Origin of the sequence: Methylosinus sp. Ce-a6, assembly GCF_009811655.1 — a bacterium.
GTDB lineage: Bacteria > Pseudomonadota > Alphaproteobacteria > Rhizobiales > Beijerinckiaceae > Methylosinus.
Genome location: NZ_BGJX01000051.1, coordinates 1 through 16794 on the forward strand (window position 1 = coordinate 1; position 16794 = coordinate 16794).

The 16794-nt window shown below is 66.7% G+C and carries 17 protein-coding genes and 2 pseudogenes; 11 read left to right on the forward strand and 8 right to left on the reverse strand.

The features are described 5' to 3' along the window. The first annotated feature begins 184 nt into the window (after positions 1-184). Both Mspo_RS18315 and Mspo_RS20220 read left to right on the forward strand, forming a co-directional pair. Positions 185-454: a type II toxin-antitoxin system ParD family antitoxin gene (locus tag Mspo_RS18315; protein WP_159732473.1), complete on the forward strand. Its 270-nt coding sequence runs from the start codon at positions 185-187 to the stop codon at positions 452-454. A 142-nt stretch (positions 455-596) separates the two neighbouring features. Further along, positions 597-725, forward strand: coding sequence for a hypothetical protein (locus Mspo_RS20220; RefSeq protein WP_306344976.1), 129 nt, complete (start codon positions 597-599; stop codon positions 723-725). A 12-nt stretch (positions 726-737) separates the two neighbouring features. On the opposite strand, the gene Mspo_RS20140 is transcribed toward Mspo_RS20220, so the two are convergent. Further along, on the reverse strand, positions 738-935 hold the full coding sequence (locus Mspo_RS20140; protein WP_256366375.1) for a DUF4142 domain-containing protein: 198 nt from the start codon (positions 933-935) through the stop codon (positions 738-740). A gap of 59 nt (positions 936-994) precedes the next feature. After that, positions 995-1300: pseudogene (locus tag Mspo_RS20330) on the reverse strand (DUF4142 domain-containing protein); the annotation flags it as partial. Between Mspo_RS20330 and Mspo_RS18330 the strand changes: the two are divergent. From Mspo_RS18330 to Mspo_RS18350, 5 genes are all read left to right on the forward strand, one after another. Beyond that, on the forward strand, positions 1299-3095 hold the full coding sequence (locus tag Mspo_RS18330; protein ID WP_159732479.1) for an alpha/beta hydrolase: 1797 nt from the start codon (positions 1299-1301) through the stop codon (positions 3093-3095). The pseudogene Mspo_RS20330 and the gene Mspo_RS18330 overlap by 2 nt on opposite strands. 69 nt (positions 3096-3164) lie before the next feature. Next, on the forward strand, positions 3165-3857 hold the full coding sequence (locus Mspo_RS18335) for a Crp/Fnr family transcriptional regulator (RefSeq protein ID WP_244613540.1): 693 nt from the start codon (positions 3165-3167) through the stop codon (positions 3855-3857). A gap of 105 nt (positions 3858-3962) precedes the next feature. After that, on the forward strand, positions 3963-4448 hold the full coding sequence (locus Mspo_RS19655; protein WP_201281750.1) for a hypothetical protein: 486 nt from the start codon (positions 3963-3965) through the stop codon (positions 4446-4448). Positions 4449-4551: 103 nt separating this feature from the next. Continuing rightward, positions 4552-6780, forward strand: a complete 2229-nt coding sequence (locus Mspo_RS18345; RefSeq protein ID WP_159732482.1) for a CHASE2 domain-containing protein — start codon at positions 4552-4554, stop codon at positions 6778-6780. After that, complete coding sequence (locus Mspo_RS18350; RefSeq protein WP_159732485.1) at positions 6777-7469, forward strand: hypothetical protein; 693 nt, start codon at positions 6777-6779, stop codon at positions 7467-7469. Before Mspo_RS18345 ends, Mspo_RS18350 begins: the two co-directional genes overlap by 4 nt. Before the next feature lie 13 nt (positions 7470-7482). Here the strand turns inward: Mspo_RS18350 and maiA are convergent, their stop codons facing one another. Beyond that, entirely contained in the window at positions 7483-8115 is a 633-nt protein-coding gene (gene maiA / locus Mspo_RS18355) for a maleylacetoacetate isomerase (protein WP_159732488.1), read from the reverse strand. 95 nt (positions 8116-8210) lie between these two features. Here maiA and hppD point away from each other — a divergent pair, with 95 nt between their 5' ends. The 3 genes from hppD to Mspo_RS18370 all read left to right on the forward strand — a co-directional run bounded on the left by hppD (position 8211) and on the right by Mspo_RS18370 (position 11752). Then, positions 8211-9305 (forward strand): 4-hydroxyphenylpyruvate dioxygenase, encoded by a 1095-nt coding sequence (gene hppD, locus Mspo_RS18360; RefSeq protein ID WP_159732491.1) that lies wholly within the window; start codon positions 8211-8213, stop codon positions 9303-9305. 131 nt (positions 9306-9436) lie between these two features. Further along, the gene (gene hmgA / locus Mspo_RS18365) at positions 9437-10735 is read left to right on the forward strand and encodes a homogentisate 1,2-dioxygenase (protein ID WP_159732494.1); all 1299 of its coding nucleotides are present in this window, start codon (positions 9437-9439) and stop codon (positions 10733-10735) included. Positions 10736-10744: 9 nt separating this feature from the next. Beyond that, entirely contained in the window at positions 10745-11752 is a 1008-nt protein-coding gene (locus tag Mspo_RS18370; RefSeq protein ID WP_159732496.1) for a fumarylacetoacetate hydrolase family protein, read from the forward strand. Between the two features lie 499 nt (positions 11753-12251). On the opposite strand, the gene Mspo_RS18375 is transcribed toward Mspo_RS18370, so the two are convergent. Together Mspo_RS18375 and Mspo_RS18380 are read right to left on the reverse strand one after the other, a co-directional pair. Continuing rightward, positions 12252-12641, reverse strand: a complete 390-nt coding sequence (locus Mspo_RS18375; protein WP_201281751.1) for a hypothetical protein — start codon at positions 12639-12641, stop codon at positions 12252-12254. A gap of 68 nt (positions 12642-12709) precedes the next feature. Further along, the gene (locus Mspo_RS18380) at positions 12710-13546 is read right to left on the reverse strand and encodes a MipA/OmpV family protein (protein ID WP_244613541.1); all 837 of its coding nucleotides are present in this window, start codon (positions 13544-13546) and stop codon (positions 12710-12712) included. 219 nt (positions 13547-13765) lie between these two features. On the opposite strand from Mspo_RS18380, the gene Mspo_RS18385 reads away from it, so the two are divergent. Beyond that, positions 13766-14353 (forward strand): TMEM175 family protein, encoded by a 588-nt coding sequence (locus Mspo_RS18385; RefSeq protein ID WP_159732502.1) that lies wholly within the window; start codon positions 13766-13768, stop codon positions 14351-14353. Here the strand turns inward: Mspo_RS18385 and Mspo_RS18390 are convergent. From Mspo_RS18390 to Mspo_RS18400, 3 genes and pseudogenes are all read right to left on the reverse strand, one after another. Then, positions 14344-15507: an FAD-dependent monooxygenase gene (locus Mspo_RS18390; protein ID WP_159732505.1), complete on the reverse strand. Its 1164-nt coding sequence runs from the start codon at positions 15505-15507 to the stop codon at positions 14344-14346. The genes Mspo_RS18385 and Mspo_RS18390 overlap by 10 nt on opposite strands. An 8-nt stretch (positions 15508-15515) precedes the next feature. Beyond that, complete coding sequence (locus tag Mspo_RS18395; protein WP_159732508.1) at positions 15516-15776, reverse strand: zinc-finger domain-containing protein; 261 nt, start codon at positions 15774-15776, stop codon at positions 15516-15518. Between the two features lie 148 nt (positions 15777-15924). Beyond that, positions 15925-16794: pseudogene (locus Mspo_RS18400) on the reverse strand (hypothetical protein); the annotation flags it as partial.

Sequence of the window (16794 nt, forward strand, 5' to 3'; positions counted from 1 at the left end):
CGACCGCAACACGCATCAGGCCAAGGCGGACTGGCAGTTCACCACCGCCGATGCCCGCATCAAGCTCAAGAGCCTCTACCCCACCTTCCCCGGTCAAAATGGCTGAATCACGCCACTAGAGTCTTTCCGTGTTTCAATGAAACACGGAAAGACTCTAGGCTTCCGCGCGTCGGAGAGCCGGACGATGTCCAATAAGCAGCAATTCAGCGTCACTTTGCCGCTCGACATGGCCGAGGTCGTCGAAACGAAGCTGCGCCTCGGCGAATATGCCTCGGCGAACGAATTGCTGAGCGACGGCGTGCGGGCCTTGCTGGAGCGCGAGGAGTCGCTCGAGAACTGGCTCCGTGAAGTCGTTGTCGCCGGCCATGCGGAATATCTCGCGGACCCGTCCAAAGCCGCGCCAGCCGAAGAACTGCTCGCGCGGATAAAGGCGCGCCGCGCCGGGGGCCGTTAGTCCGCTTGGCGAAGGTCGTCTTCACGCCTGGATATCGGAGCGGGCCGGCGAAAGGATCGCGGACGCCTTCGTCGAACGGATCATCGCCTATTCCCTAGGCTTTTCTACCCTCCCCGAGCGTGGACGAAGGCGTGACGACCTCTTGCCCGGATTGCGGACCATTGGATTCGATCGCCGCGTCACCATCGCTTTCGTCATAGACGGGGACGTCGTCTCGATCGAAGGCGTTTTCTATGGCGATTTCGAAGCTAAGCTCTCCGGCAAAGAATGAAGCGCGCCCCTCTCATCGCTGCATCGTCAACCCGCGCGCGATGCGCAGGCGCTCTTCGAGGCGCGGCGGCAGGCGCGCCGCGAAGGCCTGAAGCTCCGGAGTCTCTCCCCGCGCGGCATAGTCGCCGACGAGCGAGATCGCGTCCTCGCGCATCTCGATCTGCTGCAACACGTAAGAGTCGAAATCGTCGCCGCGTCCGAAGCCGGGCAAAGGCGCGAGCCTCGCGCTATAGGCGATATCCAGCGCCTCGATCCAAGGCTGGATCGCCGCTTTTCGAGGGTCGAGGCGAATTCTCGCTCCGTTTGGGGGTTCTCGGCGATCGTCTGCCGAGCGAAGCGCTCGACCGCGGCGGATCGCGCATAGCGCGTCGCCAGCTCGCTCGTATAGATTTCAAAACGGCCGGCGACGGCCACCTTGTCGACGAAATCCTTCGCCGAAACGTAAGCCGAGTGTCGCATCATCGTCTCCCCGGCGGCGCATGGACGCGGCGAGGCGCCGAAATCGGCTGTCGCCGTCACGGACATTTCACGAAGCCGGGTCGACATGGGCGCGCCGCGCAAGAGGAAAGAACGCATGAATCTCGTCCCGACTGTGCCGCCGCCGCCGCCGAGCGCCGAAGCGCCGCCGCGTGAGCTCGATCGCGGCGGGGAAATCCCGTCCTTCGCCACGCTCGACCGCGCCGCCCGCGCCTTCGCCGCGCGCTTCACCCAGGGCGTGTCGCCGCTCGCGCAAATGTCGGCCTGGCTCGACTGGGCGACGCATCTTTCGCTCGCGCCGGGACGGCAGCTCGAATTGACCTTCGCCGCCGTCCAAGACGCCGCCAAATATGCGCATTTCGCCTTCCATTCGGCGCGGGGCGAGGCGATCGCGGCGCCTTTCGCGCCGGCGCCTTTCGACAGGCGCTTCGACGATCCGGCCTGGGACGCGGCGCCATTCGCCTTGTGGAAGCAGAGCTTTCTTTCGGCCGAGCATTGGTGGCGGCAGGCGACGCGGGAGACGCGCGGCATGACGCCCAATGACGCCGCCCGCGTCGCCTTCATGGCGCAGCAATGGCTGGCGATGTTTTCTCCCTCCAACGCCTTCTGGCTCAATCCGACCGTCATCGAGCGCACGACGAAGGAGGGCGGCGCCAATCTCCTGCGCGGCGCCGAGAATTTCGTCGAGGACTGCGCCCGCGCGCTGCTCAACATTCCCAACGGCCACAATGGCTTTCGCGTCGGCGTCGACGTGGCGGCGACGCCGGGGGAGGTGATCTTCCGCAACGAGTTGATCGAGCTCATCCAATACGGGCCCTCGACGGGCGAGGTCTTCGCCGAGCCGATCCTCGTCGTTCCGGCCTGGATCATGAAATATTACGTGCTCGATCTGCGCCCGCAGAACTCGCTCGTGCGCTATCTGGTCTCGCAGGGCTTTACCGTCTTCATGATCTCCTGGCGCAATCCGACGCCGGACGATCGCGACCTCTCCTTCGAAGATTATCGCGTCTCCGGCGTGCTCGCGGCGCTCACGGCGATCGAGGCCGTGCTTCCCGGCCGCAAGGTCCACGCCTGCGGCTATTGCCTCGGCGGCACGCTTCTCTCCATCGCCGCGGCCGCCCTGGCGCGCGATCACGACGAGCGGCTCGCCAGCGTCACCTTGCTCGCGGCGCAGACCGATTTCAGCGAGCCCGGCGAGCTGATGCTGTTCGTCGACGCCGCTCAGGTCGCCTTTCTGGAAGACATGATGTGGGACCAGGGCGTGCTCGACACGCGGCAGATGGCCGGCGCCTTCGCGGCGCTGCGCTCCAACGAGCTCGTCTGGGGCAAGGCGGTGCGCGAATATCTGCTCGGCGAGCGGCAGAAGCCCAATGACCTCATGGCCTGGAGCGCCGATCAGACGCGGATGCCCTATCGCATGCATGCGCAATATCTGCGCGGGCTGTTCCTCGAGAACAGGCTGACGGCCGGCCGTTACGCCGTGGAGGGGGAGGTGGTGGCGCTCAAGGATGTTTCCGCGCCGATGTTCGTCGTCGGCACGCAGAGCGATCACATCGCGCCCTGGCGCTCGGTCTATAAGATTCACCTCTTCACCGACAATGAGCTGACCTTCGTGCTGACCAACGGCGGCCATAATGCGGGCGTCGTGTCGGAGCCGGGCCATCCCGCTCGGTTCTATCATGTCGGGCTGCGCCGGTTCGGCGATCACTATGTGTCCGCCGACGCATGGCTCGCGGCGTCGCGCCGGGAGGAGGGCTCCTGGTGGCCGCTCTTGGCCGCATGGCTCGCGGCCCGTGGCTCGGCGGAGCGGGTCGAGCCGCCGCCGATGGGGGCCGCCATGCGCGGCTTCGCGCCGCTCTGCGCGGCGCCTGGAAACTATGTCCATGAGCGTTGACCGCTTTCCGCTCGACGCGCCGGAAAAACCTTGTCAAACTCGCAATGTGGCTCTGGGCGGGGCGATAAAGTGTCGAATTCTCTGTTGCGCATACCCTATTTCGAGGGGCTCGACGCCGCCGAGGCGGAACGCGTCGCGCGCAAGTGCATATGGCGGCGCTTCGACGAGCGCGAGCTCGTCGTCGATTACGACGATCGCTCGACCGACGTCTATTTCATCGTCTCCGGCGATCTGCGCGTGCTCATCCGCACGCCGGCCGGCAAGGAGGTCATTTTGTGCGACCTTCATCCCGGACAGATTTTCGGGGAAATGGCGGCGATCGACGGCGCCGAGCGTTCGGCCAATGTCAGCGCGTTGACGAAATCCGAGCTCTGCATCATGCCGGCGAGCCTGTTCAAGAGCGTTCTCTTCAGCCAGCCGGCCGTCTGCGAAAAGGTGCTGCGGCTGCTCACCATGCGCATCCGCGATCTCAACGCCCGGCTGTTCGAGCGCTCCGTGCTCGATCTGCGCCATCGGCTCTATGCCGAGCTCCTGCGCCTGGCGCTGCCGCGCAAGGGCCATGACGGCCAGTCGATCATCTCGCCGCCGCCGCTGCAGCACGATCTCGCCGCGCGCATCGGCTGCCGCCGCGAGCAGGTCAATCGCGAGGTGCAGGCGATGATCCACGAGGGCCTCGCCGAGAAGATCAGGGGCGGGCTGGTGCTGCTGCGGCCGACGACGCTGGAGCAGCGGCTGAGCGCTTGCCTCGAGCAGTCGGGCTGAGCCGAATCGTCTGTGCGACTGCGCATAGCGCGGCGGCGGGGCTTCGCCGAGAGTGGGGGCGCTCGCTCGAGCGGGCGTCGAGGTTCTGCCCCAGGGGAGTCGGCAATGCGCTTCGCTCTGATTCCTCTGTCCCGATGCGCCGCCCTCTGCGGCCTCGCGCCGCATGAGATGTTGCCCGGCGCGACGCCCTCGCCCTCTCATCAGTCGCTCTATGAGAGCTATCTGATGCTCTGCGACCGCGGCGCGGACTTCGTGCGCGACCTCATTGTCGCCGACATGCGGCGGGCGCTGGATCTCGGCGCGAGGCCGCTTGCCGCCGAACTGTTCCTCGTGCTGCGCCGCTTCCTGTCCTTCCCGAGGGGGGAGCCGCGTTTCCGCGGCGCGCCGCCGGACGCCGCCGCGATCGAAGCCGCCCTCGGCGTCGTCGAGCGTCTCGCCGTCCGTCGCCCGCCGATGGGGCCCGACCGCCATGCGCGAATTTTTTCCCTTGCGCCGCTGGTTGGACGATGTGACGGATCGGCCGCGGTCGGCGGGCTTTGCTCCGCCCGGCGCGATCTGCGTTTCGACTCGGCCAGAGCGCATCTTCGGTAGAGCGATTGTTCCTGACCGCGCCATTGCCGGCGCTTTCCACCTTTCCGCGAGGCCGCCGTATCGGAGGCGTTCGTCCGCGGGACGCGCTTTCGAGGAGGCGTGATTGAAGCGCTCGCGGCGAGGCACGCCGGCCTATCTCTTCGCGACGGCTGCCGCCGCTCTGGCGATCTTCGCGCTCGGCCGCCTGCAGCCGCCGGCGCTGGACGATCTGCGCAATTTCGCCTTCGACGCCTTTCAGCGCCTTGCTCCCCGGCCCTATGATCCCGGCCTGCCGGTGCGGGTGGTCGCGGTGGACGAGGAGAGTCTCGCCGCCTTCGGTCAATGGCCCTGGCCGCGCTCGCGGCTCGCCGAGCTCGTCGACAAGCTCGCGGAAGCGGGCGCGGCGGCGGTCGTTTTCGATATTGTTTTCGCCGAATCCGACCAGACGAGCCTCGATCGTTTCGTGCGGCGTCTGCCGGACGGGCCCGCCAAGGCGGAGATCGCCGCCGTCGTCGCCCGCATGGTTCCCAATGACCGGCTCTTCGCGCGCTCCCTCGCCGAGGCGCCGGCCGCGCTCGGCCTCACCCTTTCCGGCGCGGGCTCGAAACGGGTGCCGCCGCAAAAGGCGGGCGTCGCCGTCGCCGGCGACGATCCGGCGGCGTTCCTGGCGAATTTTTCCGCCGTCGTCGCGCCGATCGAGGAGCTCGCGGAAGCCGCGCGCGGGCTCGGCGCGACCAATTGGGCGCCCGACCGCGACGGCGTCGTGCGCCGCATTCCGCTGCTCGCGACGGGGCCCGGCGGCGTCACGCCGTCCCTCGCGCTGGAGGCGCTGCGCGTCGCGCAGGGCGCCTCGACGATCATCATCCGCTCCTCCAACGCCAGCGGCGAGACCGCTTTCGGCCGCCGGACCGGCGTCAATGCGGTGAAGGTCGGCGCCTTCGAGATCGCCGTCGGCGCCGGCGCCGACATTCGTCCGCGCTACAGCGGCGAGGCGGCGGAGCGGGCGCTCTCGGCGGCGGCGGTCCTGCAGGGCCGCGCGCCGCGGGAGGAGATCGACGGACGCATCCTCTTCATCGGCACGACGGCCGTCGGCCTCGGCGACATACGCGCCACGCCGTTGCAGCCGACGATCCCCGGCGTCGAGATCCATGCGCAGATTGTCGAATCGCTGCTCTCCGGCGCGCTGCTCTCGCGTCCCGATTGGGCGAGCGGGCTCGAGATCGTCGCGGCCGGGATCGCTTTCGTCGCCGTCGCTTCGCTGCTGCTCCTCGTCTCGCCCCTGATCTCGGCGCTCGCCACGGCGGCGCTGATCGCCGCCATGTTCGTCTCGTCATTCATCGCTTTCGATCGGCTGGGCCTGCTCGTCGACGCGGCGTTTCCGAGCCTTTCCGTCGCGCTCGCCTATGGCGTCGGCGCGCTGACGCTGTGGCGTCACGATCAGGCGGCGCGGCGGCATGTAGCGATGGCGTTCGGCAAATTCATCGCGCCCGCCGTCGTCGAAGGCCTCGTCGAGCATCCCGAGCGGCTGGTGCTCGGCGGCGAGACGCGCGAGCTCACCGTGATGTTCTCCGATCTGCGCGATTTCTCCTCCATCTCCGAAGGGCTCGGCGCGCAGGAGCTCACGCATTTCATGAACGCCTATCTGACGCCGATGACCGACGCCATTCTCGATCGCGAGGGCACGGTCGACAAATATATCGGCGACGCCATCGTCGCCTTTTGGAATGCGCCGCTCGACGTCGCCGATCATCCGCGCAAGGCCGTCCGCGCCGCGCTCGACATGCGCGCCGCCCTCGCGCGCTTCAACGCCGAGCGCGCGGCCGCGACGCGGGAGGGGCGCGCCCATCGGCCGGCGGCGATGGGCATAGGCCTCAATCTCGGACCCTGCAGCGTCGGCAATATGGGATCGACGCGCCGTTTCGACTATTCCATCCTCGGAGACGCCGTGAATCTCACATCGCGCCTGGAAGGGCTCTGTAAATGGTTTCGCGTCGACATTCTCGCTTCTGGCGCGGTGAGGGAGGCGGTCGCCGACTTCGCCTGGCTCGATCTCGGCGAGGCGATCGTCGTGGGCCGCAGCGCGCCGACGCGAATTTTCGCGCTCGCCGGAGATGCGAGATTCGCGGCGGGCGAGGCCTTCGCCGCGTGGCGCGACGCCCATGCGGAGATGATGCGTTATCGCGCCGAATGGGATTTTTCCCGCGCGCGCGCCGCGGCCTTGCGTTTGAAGGCGATGGTCGAGCCGCCTTGGGGTGGTTGCTATATGGCTATGGAACAGCGATTCGCGGCTTTCGAGACGGCTCCGCCTTCGACGACGGGAGGCGCGCCCATTTGGAAGATGGACAGCAAATGACGGGCGCGACAGTGGAAAGCGCGAATGAAGCGCGCAGGCGGCACTATTGGCGGCGGATCGAGCGGGCGCATGAGCCGGGCGCCTATGCGGCGCTCGACGCGGCCTATCGCCAGCCGCATCGGTCCTATCACAGCTGGGCGCATATCGACGAGCTGCTCGCGGGCCTCGAGCGGTTCGATTCGCTGGCGTCGCGGCCGGATCTGATCGCCGCGGCGATTTTCTGGCACGACGCCGTCCATCTCGCGCGCGATCCGGACGGAAAGATACGCTCGGATCGGCAGAATGTGCGCGACAGCATCGCCGCCTTCCGACGCCACACGCTGCTCGGCGGAAGCGAGGCGCAAGCGGTCGAGGATCTCGTCATGGCGACGGCCGATCATGTCGGCGCGCGCGCGGAAACCGAGCATTATCCCGGCTTCTGCGACGACCTCGATCTCTTCGTCGATCTCGATCTCAGCCCGCTCGCGGCGCCTTGGGACATCTTCGCGGCGAATACGCAGAAGATCCGCTCGGAGTCGGTCGGCGTCGAAGAGGCTGAATTCGCCGCCAGTCAGGCGAGGATGCTCGAAGGGCTCGCGAGAGGCGACGCGCCGGTCTTCCGTCGCGCGGAGACGCGCGCGGCCTGGGACGCGACGGCGCGCGTCAATCTCGCGCGCTGCATAGCGGGGCTGCGCGCCGCAGGGCGCTGACGCCTCGGCGGCTTCATTCGGCGTCGGCTTGCCGAGACGGCTCGGCCGCGGCGAAGGCGGGCTGGGCGAGGCAATGCGCCTCGACGGCGAGACACTTCGGCAGCGTTTCGAGCGGCGTCGCAAAGCGCCGCGCGGCGAAGAGCTGCGGCACGAGGCAGACGTCGGCGAGCGTCGGCTCCGCGCCGAAGCAGAAGGGGCCGGGCTCGATCAGCCGCTCCACCGCCTCGAGCCCGCCCTCGAGCGCCCAATGATGCACCCAAGCGTCGATCCCGGCGTCGTCCTGTCCGAGCCGCTGGCGCAGATAATTCAGCACGCGGCGATTGTTGAGCGGATGAATGTCGCAGGCGATGGCGAGCGCGACGCCGCGCACTTTCGCCGCGAGCAGAGGATCGGCCGGCGTCAGCCGCGGCTGCGGCGCGAGAACGTCGAGATAGTCGATGATCGCCAGCGACTGGGTGAGGACGGCGCCATTGTCGAGCTCGAGCGCGGGCGTAAGGCCTTGCGGGTTTTTCGCGAGATAATCGGGCCGGCGCTGCTCGCCGCGCGCCAGATGGACGGGGACGCGCTCCAGCTCCAAGCCCTTGAGCTCGATCGCGATCCGCACGCGATAGGCGGCGGAGGAACGAAAATAATCATAGAGCTTCACGCGAGGCTCCCTCCCGGCCGCCCGCGCCGAAGGCCCTTCAATCGGCGGCCGGGCGCAATATGTTGAAGACAGGTTCGAATCGCAAGGAGGCCGAAATGTCGCCTTCTCCGCAGATCGCCGAGACCGCGCCGGCTCCAGAAAATAATCCAATGGGGACGGATGGTTTCGAATTCGTCGAATTCGCGCATCCGGAGCCGGCGAGGCTCGCGGCTCTGCTCGAGCAAATGGGCTTCGTCGCCGTCGCCCGCCATCGCTCGAAGAATGTGACGCTCTATCGCCAGGGCGATGTGAATTATGTGCTGAACGCCGAGCCGGACAGTTTCGCCGCCGCTTTCGCGCGCGCGCATGGGCCTTGCGCCTGCGCCATGGGCTTTCGCGTGAAGGATGCGCGCTTTGCCTATGAGCGCGCGCTCGCCCTCGGCGCGAGCGCGGCGGAAACCAGGATCGGGCCGATGGAGCTGAAGATTCCGGCGCTCGTCGGCGTCGGCGGCGCGCTGATCTATCTCGTCGATCGTTATGGCGAGCGCGGCTCGATCTGGGACGTCGATTTCCGCTGGACGGGCGAGCGCGATCCGCGCCCCGAGGGCGTCGGCCTCACCGTGATCGACCATCTCACCCATAATGTCTATCGCGGCCATATGGACGAATGGGCGGATTGGTACGAGCGCTTCTTCTCCTTCCGGCAGATTCGCTATTTCGACATAGAGGGAAAGCTCACCGGCCTGCATTCGCGCGCGATGACGAGCCCCTGCGGGAAGATACGCATTCCGATCAACGAGAGCGTCGACGACAAGAGCCAGATCGAGGAATATCTCGCCGCCTATAGGGGAGAAGGCGTTCAGCATGTCGCCTGCGCCTGCGACGACATTTATCGCACGGTCTCGGCCTTGCGGGCGCGGGGGCTGCAATTCATGCCGGCGCCGCCGGAGACTTATTACGCGCGCGTCGACGAGCGGCTTCCCGGGCATGGCGAGAAGCTCGAGACATTGCGCGAGCTCGGAATATTGATCGACGGCGAAGGCCGCAAGCTGCTGCTGCAGATTTTTTCGAAGACGGTGATCGGGCCGATCTTCTTCGAATTCATCGAGCGCAAGGGCGACGAGGGATTCGGCGAGGGAAATTTCCGCGCGCTGTTCCAGTCGATCGAGGACGATCAGGTGAAGCGCGGCGTGTTGCGCGCGGGAGCGTGAGCAACAATGAAGCTGCAAGCAACGCCCCCTCCCTCACCCTCCCCCGCTACGCGGGAGAGGGTGAGGGAGGGGGCCTCCCGAGCGTTGCACCTTCGGGGTGGGGCGCGCGCGCCGTCATTGGAGAATGAGGCATGACTCTCCGCTACCTGTCCGGCTTCGGCAATGAGTTCGCCAGCGAGGCGCTGCCCGGCGCTCTGCCCGTCGGACAGAACTCGCCGCAGCATTGCCCGTACAAGCTCTACGCCGAGCAATTGTCGGGCTCGCCCTTCACCGCGCCGCGCGGCGCCAATGCGCGCAGCTGGCTCTATCGCATTCGTCCTTCCGTGCGTCATGTCGGGCGTTTCGAGCGGCTCGATCTTCCCTTCTGGAAGAGCGCGCCGGCGCGCGAGGAGCATGATCTGCCGCTCGGCCGCTATCGCTGGGGGCCGCCGCCCATGCCGGGCGGCCCGCTCACCTTTCTCGCCGGCGTGCGCGTGATGACGACAGCGGGCGACGTCGGCGCGCAGAGCGGCATGTCGGCCGCGCTCTATTTCGTCACGCGCTCGATGACCGACGATTATTTCTACGACGCCGACGGCGAATTGCTCCTCGTCCCGCAGGAGGGCGCGCTGCGCTTCGTCACCGAATTCGGCGCCATGGACATTTCGCCCGGCGAGATCGGCGTCATCCCGCGCGGCGTGAAATTCAAGGCGGAGCTCGTGAGCGGCCCGGCGCGCGGCTATCTCTGCGAGAATTACGGCGCGCCCTTCACCCTGCCGAACCGCGGGCCCATCGGCGCCAATTGCCTCGCCAACGCCCGCGATTTCGAGACGCCCGTCGCCGCTTTCGAGGATGTGGAGCGGCCGTGCCGTCTCACGGTGAAATGGGGCGGAAAATTCTTCATCTGCGGGCTCGATCATTCGCCGCTCGACGTCGTCGCCTGGCACGGCAATTACGCGCCTTACAAGTATGATCTCACGCGCTTCTCGCCGGTCGGCGCGCTGCTCTTCGACCATCCGGATCCGTCGATCTTCTGCGTGCTGACGGCGCCCTCGGAGCGGGAAGGGACGGCCAATGTCGACTTTCTGATTTTTCCCGAGCGCTGGCTCGTCGCCGAGCATACGTTCCGGCCGCCCTGGTTCCACATGAATGTGATGAGCGAATTCATGGGGCTCGTCCATGGGCGCTATGACGCCAAGCCGGAAGGGTTTCTCCCCGGAGGCGTCTCGCTGCACAATAGCATGCTGCCGCATGGACCCGACGCGCAGAGCTTTACGCAGGCGACGGAAGAGGCGCTGGCGCCGCAAAAGCTCGAGGAAACGCTCGCCTTCATGCTGGAGACGCGGCTGCCGCAGCATCTCACGCGCTACGCCGCGACGCTCGAGACCTTGCAGAAAGACTATGCCGATTGCTGGGCGGGGCTCGCGCGCCGCTTCGACGGCGCGCCGTGAGGAGATGAGATGAAGCTCGCTTCCCTGAAGCATGGACGCGACGGCCGGCTCGTCGTCGTCTCGCGCGATTTGACGCGCGCCACCGAGGCGACGGCGGTCGCGCCGACGCTGCAGGCGGCGCTGGACGATTGGGCGCGCGCGGCGCCGCGTCTCGCCGAGATCGCCGAGCGGCTGGAGGCGGGGCTCGTCCCCTCCTTTCGCTTTCGCGAGCATGATTGCGCCGCGCCGCTGCCGCGCGCCTTTCAATGGGCCGACGGCTCGGCCTATGTGAATCACGTCGCCCTGGTCAGAAAGGCGCGCGGCGTCGAAATGCCGCCCTCCTTCTGGAGCGATCCGCTGATCTATCAGGGCGGCTCGGACGTGCTTTTGGGCCCGCGCGATCCCATCCCCTTCATCGACGAGAAATTCGGCCTCGATCTCGAGGCGGAAGTCGCCGTCGTCACCGATGACGTTCCCCTCGGCGTCGGCGCCGAGGCGGCGCGGGAGCGCATCGCGCTGGTGATGCTGGTCAATGATGCGACTTTGCGCGGCCTCACCGCGAGCGAGCTCGCCAAGGGCTTCGGCTTTTTTCAATCCAAGCCGGCCTCGGCCTTCTCGCCGGTCGCGGTGACGCCGGACGAGCTCGGCGCCGCCTGGGACGGGGCGCGGCTCTCGCTGCCGCTGCTCTCCTTCGTCAATGACGCGCCGCTCGGGCGGCCCGACGCGGGCGTCGACATGACCTTCGGTTTCGGCCGCCTCATCGCCCATGCGGCGCGCACGCGCGCGCTCGCCGCGGGCTCGATCATCGGCTCCGGCACAGTATCGAACCGCGCCGCCGACGGCGGGCCGGGCCGGCCGATCGCCGAGGGCGGACTCGGCTATTCCTGCCTCGCCGAGCAGCGCGTCGTGGAGAGCCTCGCCGGCGGCGCGGCGCGGACTCCCTTCTTGAAGCGGGGGGATCGCATTCGCATCGAAATGCGCGACGCCTTCGGCCATTCGATCTTCGGCGCGATCGAGCAGGAAGTGGTCGCGGTCTGACGCGGCTTCCGGCCCAAGGGCGGCGCTCCCCCCGGGGAAGAGGGAGCGCCGCGCGGTGGCGGCCGACAAGACGAGTGAGGCGGAGCGGACGAGAGAGGGGTCCGCTCGGCGCTCGCTCGGAAGGCGCAGCTCGTCGGAGGGAGGTCCGATCTCCGCCTTCCCAAGTCGGTCGACAGCTTCCGCGAGCCTCGCCGGCCGTGAACCGCTTTTCGTCGCCGCCGCCCGCCTCGTATCGGGGGAGTTTCGCGCCTCGGGGAAAGACGCGTCGAGGTCGGACACGGGGTGACGAATTCGCGGGGTCCGCCATCACGGACGGCGAGCGCTCGCGGAAATCCGCTCGAATCGTCTCGGCTCTTAGAGCAGAGCGACGACGATTCGATGTTCCTTGTTCCTGCGCTCTGTCCGCCGCCTGCGCGTTTGAAGCGCCGGACGTAGCGAGAAAAGCGAAGCGGGTGAACAAAGCCGGGCGCAAAGCGCGCCCGGGAGGGCCGTATCGACTTCAGGCGAGGCCGGGCGGCGCTCTCGAGCGGAGATTGTCCGGGCTCTCGTCGAGGTCCCGACCGAGGCGGGAGGCGAAATCGAAACGTGTGGAGATCTCGAAACGATAGACGATATGCGCGATGATCGCCGGCAGCGTCGGCGGCGCGCTGGAGACGCATGCGTCGCAGCAGGCGACGAAAGGCGTCTTCGGCCCGCCATCGGCCTTCTGAAAATTGCTGTCGGCCTTCTGAAAATCCTGGCAGAAGGCGGCGCGGTCAGCGAAGACGCCGACGCCCGCCGCGCCATGACCGCGATTTGCCGCGAAGCCCAGCGCGCCGACGATGATCGTCAGCGCGTAGAGCCCCAGCGCCAGTCGCCGGAAGAAGATCGAGCGCAATCTGTCGGCCATGGGTGATGAGAGTTGCACTCATCGTAAAGAGAGTCAAGAATCGTGCGCGCGGAGCGTGCAGAGACATTTCACCAGCCGAATCCGCGAATCTCGAAGGAGCGCGCGATCGACAGGCCGGCGGTGAACTGATTGCGCGAGCCGATTTCGTTCGGGATCGGGCTCTGCCCGACGCTGCCCGTCAGCCGCTGCAGGCCGCCATAGATGGTGGCGTTGGTGTTCTTGTTGAAGTCGTAGCGGAGAGTGGCGAGGCCGCCGGCGGCGGTGAATCCGCCATTCGCCTCATAGGGCTCGATACGCCCATTGAGCAGTGATTCGAAAGGCGTCACCGAGAAATAGGCGTTGGCGTATCGATTGTCGCCGAGGCTGAGGCGTGGTCCGAAGGACAAGGTCGTGCGGCCGTCGCCGCCGTAGAGATCGGCCCCGAGCGAGGCGACGAAGCCCTTGTGGCCGTCTATGCCCTGCCGCAGCTCCGCGCGCGTGCGGAAATGCTCGGTCTGATATTCGGCGAAGCCGCCGATCTCGTGAGTGAGCTCGACGGTGTGCAGGCCGTAGAGCCCGTCGCGCTGGCCGCGCTTGAACACGAAATTGGCGACGGGGCCGGCGCGAAGGCCGTTGGCGTCGAGGATCGCGAAGCCGAATCCGTCATCGGGCGCCGAGAACAGCTCGGGCTCGCCGATGCGCCGGAAGCTGATCGAAGGAAAAGGGTAGGGACGCAGCGTGCCCGAGCCCGGAAAGCTCGGGGCGAGCGCGCCGATCGCGCGGATCGTCACGATCCACCCTTCGTCCGCGGCGGCGAGTGTGGGGACGCGCGGCGCAGGCGCGTCTTCGGCGCACGCCGAGGATGTCGCGCCGGCGAGGCCGACGCAAGCGACAAAGCCGATCATCGCGGCTCGGGCGAGAGGCAAGTTCGGACCCTCTTGGCGGCTTAACCAATTCGTCATCATTATCAGCCGGAGGACGAAGCTGCCAAGTCCGTGGAGGCGCGGCCTTTTTTTCGCCGCGATGCGTCCACTCCCCGAAAAGGGCGCGAGTGTCTTTCCGTGTTTCATTGAAACACGGAAAGACACTCGGCATTTGTTTTCTGGCGTTCATTTCGGCAGCAAACGCTCTATTGGAGAGAAGAGATGGAGAAGGACAGGCTCGCGGCGTTCAGCGACGGCGTCGTCGCGATCATCGTCACCATAATGGTGCTCGAGCTGAAAGCGCCGCACAGCGCCGATTGGGCCGCCCTCGCGCCCCTCGCGGCGACTTTCGCCAGCTATGCGCTGAGCTTCGTCTATGTCGCCATCTATTGGAACAATCATCATCATCTGCTCTACGCCGTCTCGCGGGTGAACGGAGCCGTGCTGTGGGCGAATATGCATCTCTTGTTCTGGTTGTCGCTGCTTCCCTTCGCCACCGCCTGGATGGCCGACAATGACTTCGCCCGCGCGCCGACGATTCTCTACGGCGTCGCGCTGCTCATGCCGGCGATCGCCTATTATCTGCTGACGGCGGCGATTTTGCGGGCGGAGGGGCCGGGATCGACGCTCGCCGGCGCGCTCGGCCGCGACGTGAAAGGCAGGGCGTCGGTCGTGCTCTATCTTGCCGCCGTTGCGGGGGCGTTCTTCGTTTCGCCGCTGCTGGCGCTGGCGATCTATGTGGCCGTCGCGATCATGTGGTTCACGCCCGATCCGCGCATAGAGCGGATCGTCTCGCGGGATCAGCGATAGATCCAGGCGTTGCGGGCGAGAATTCCCTTTCCGCCCATCAGGCGCACGGCGGCGTCGCGCAAAGCCGCCATCGGCCCGGCGTAATGGCAATTGGCGCCCTGGCGGCGCGAGGCGCGCTGAATGCGGATCGCCCGCTCGGCGCGCGCCGATTGATAGGCGTCCAGCGCCGATTCGACCGTGGCGCGCTCGTCCGCGAACATGCGGCCGAGGGCGGCGGCGTCCTCGATCGCCTGCGCCGCGCCCTGGGCGAGGAAGGGAACCATGGGATGCGCCGCGTCGCCGAGCAGCGCCACGCGGCCGCGGCCCCAGCGCGCGAGCTCCGGCCGCCCATAGAGCGGCCAGCGCCGCCACTCTTCGCCGGCCTCCAAGAGGTTCCGCAGATCGCGGCTCCAGCGTCCAAAGCCCATGGCGCGGGCGAGCTCCTCCCCGGTCCGCATGTCGGCGGCGGGAAGGCGATCGGCGCGATCCTCGAGAATGGCGACGGCGCTGACGATCGAGGCGTCGCGCAGCGGATAATGGACGATATGGGCGCTCGCGCCCAGCCAGATATGGGTCTCGCGCTCGCGCAGCGCCGCGGGCGCCGTCTCGATCGGGATCAGCGTCCGCCAGGCGGTGAGCCCCGTCGGGCGGGGCGCGTCCGAGGCGGCGAGGCCGAGCGCGTCGCGTATCGTCGAGCGCAGCCCGTCGGCGCCGATCAGCGCCTCCGCCGCGAGCGCCTCGCCGCCCACATCCAGCCGAACCCCATCTTCGTCCTGCGCGAAGCCATCGCAGCGCGCCGCCGTGCGAATCTCGACGCCGAGGCGTAGCGCCTCGTCGAGCAGCGCCTTCTGCAGATCGGCGCGATGGAAGACGCGAAACGGCGCGCCCCAGCGCTCGCGCGCCGCAGCGAGCGGCAGGCGCGCCAGAACCGCGCCGTCGGCGGCGCGGCGAATGTTCAGCGCGCGCGGCTCGATGGCGACGGCGTCGAGCGCCGCCCGCATGCCGAACTCATGCAGAACCCGGCCGGCGTTGGGCGAGATTTGCAGGCCGGCGCCCACTTCCTCGATCCGCTCGGCGCGTTCGAGGACCAGCGTCCGCTTGCCGGCGCGCGCCAGCGCGATGGCCGCGGCGAGCCCGCCTATGCCGGCGCCGACGACGACGAAGGGAGCGGCCATCCGCAGCGTCAGGCGGTCGGGTCGAGGACGGTCTCGGAATGATAGACGCATTCGGCCGGATCGGCCGCGCCATGGGAAAGGCCCGCGTCGAAGACATAGAGCGTCGAGCAATAGGGGCAGACGACCTCATCCGCCGCGCCCATGTCGATGAAGACATGCGGATGGTCGAAGGGCGGCAGCGCGCCGATGCACATGAATTCCTTGGAGCCGACCTTGATCTTGGCGACGCCCGGCTGATTGTGGAAATGCGGAGTGGAGTCGTGCGACATGGCGGGAGGTCCCTCGGCGGTCGGTTTGCTGCGCGAAGCTATATTGGAGCTGCGCGGATTTGGGTAGGGGGAGGAAGGTCGCGGGGGAGGGGCGTCACTCTCGGCCGTCACGCCGATCCCGGAGCCGCAGAACGCGGCCGCGCGCCAGCTATTCGTAGTCGACTTTGAACTCCGGAATCGCTCTATGCATGTACTGGTCGAAAAGTGGCACCGTAAATTCCGTGTCCCCATGCGATGGCGAGTAGATCATGCCTTTTTTTATCAAAGCGCTTCGGGTCGGAGCGACCGATTGTACTTTCACGCCGAGCATTTCTGCGATCTCGCCCGAGCGTTGCTTTCCCGCTCCGAGTTCGGCGAGCGCTCTCATATATCTCTTTTCGGACGGGTTGCATCTCTCTAGTCGCATTTGAAAAAAACTTTTGTCGAGTTCGTCGATCGCGGGAACGTCGGCGGCTCTCGCTGTCTCCGCATCGATCTGCTCTGTGCTCGACAAGTTCCACGCCGTATATGCCCACTGCTGTAGAAAATATGGATATCTCTCGGTCACTTTCAGAATATGAGCGATAGCTTCGTCGGTGAATGAAGCTCCTTCTGCTTTTGCTGGAACTTGCAGGGCGTTGATGGCGTCCTGACCTTTCAGCGCGCCTATGTCCGGAAACCGGAACAGCCGTTCGGAATAGGATTTCGAGCTTCCCGCGAGCGCCCTGATCTGGGGGAGACCGGCTCCGATCATCACGATAGGCAGGCTCTTTTGATTCGTCTTATGGATAGACATAATCAATGCGCTGAATTCGTCTTCAGATAAGTATTGCAATTCGTCTACAATGAGCGCGATCGGCGTCGACGCCGCTTTCGCCGCCTCGCCGACCATAGCGATCAACTCTGGCAAGTCCGCTTCGATGTTGCCGCTGTCGGCAACGCCTTTTTCCGGCTCGATACTCAGAACCTGACCCAAAAGTTTCTTGTTCGCGCCGCAGTTGCGTGATTCTGGGGTTCCGAAGCATCGGAGAATGATTCG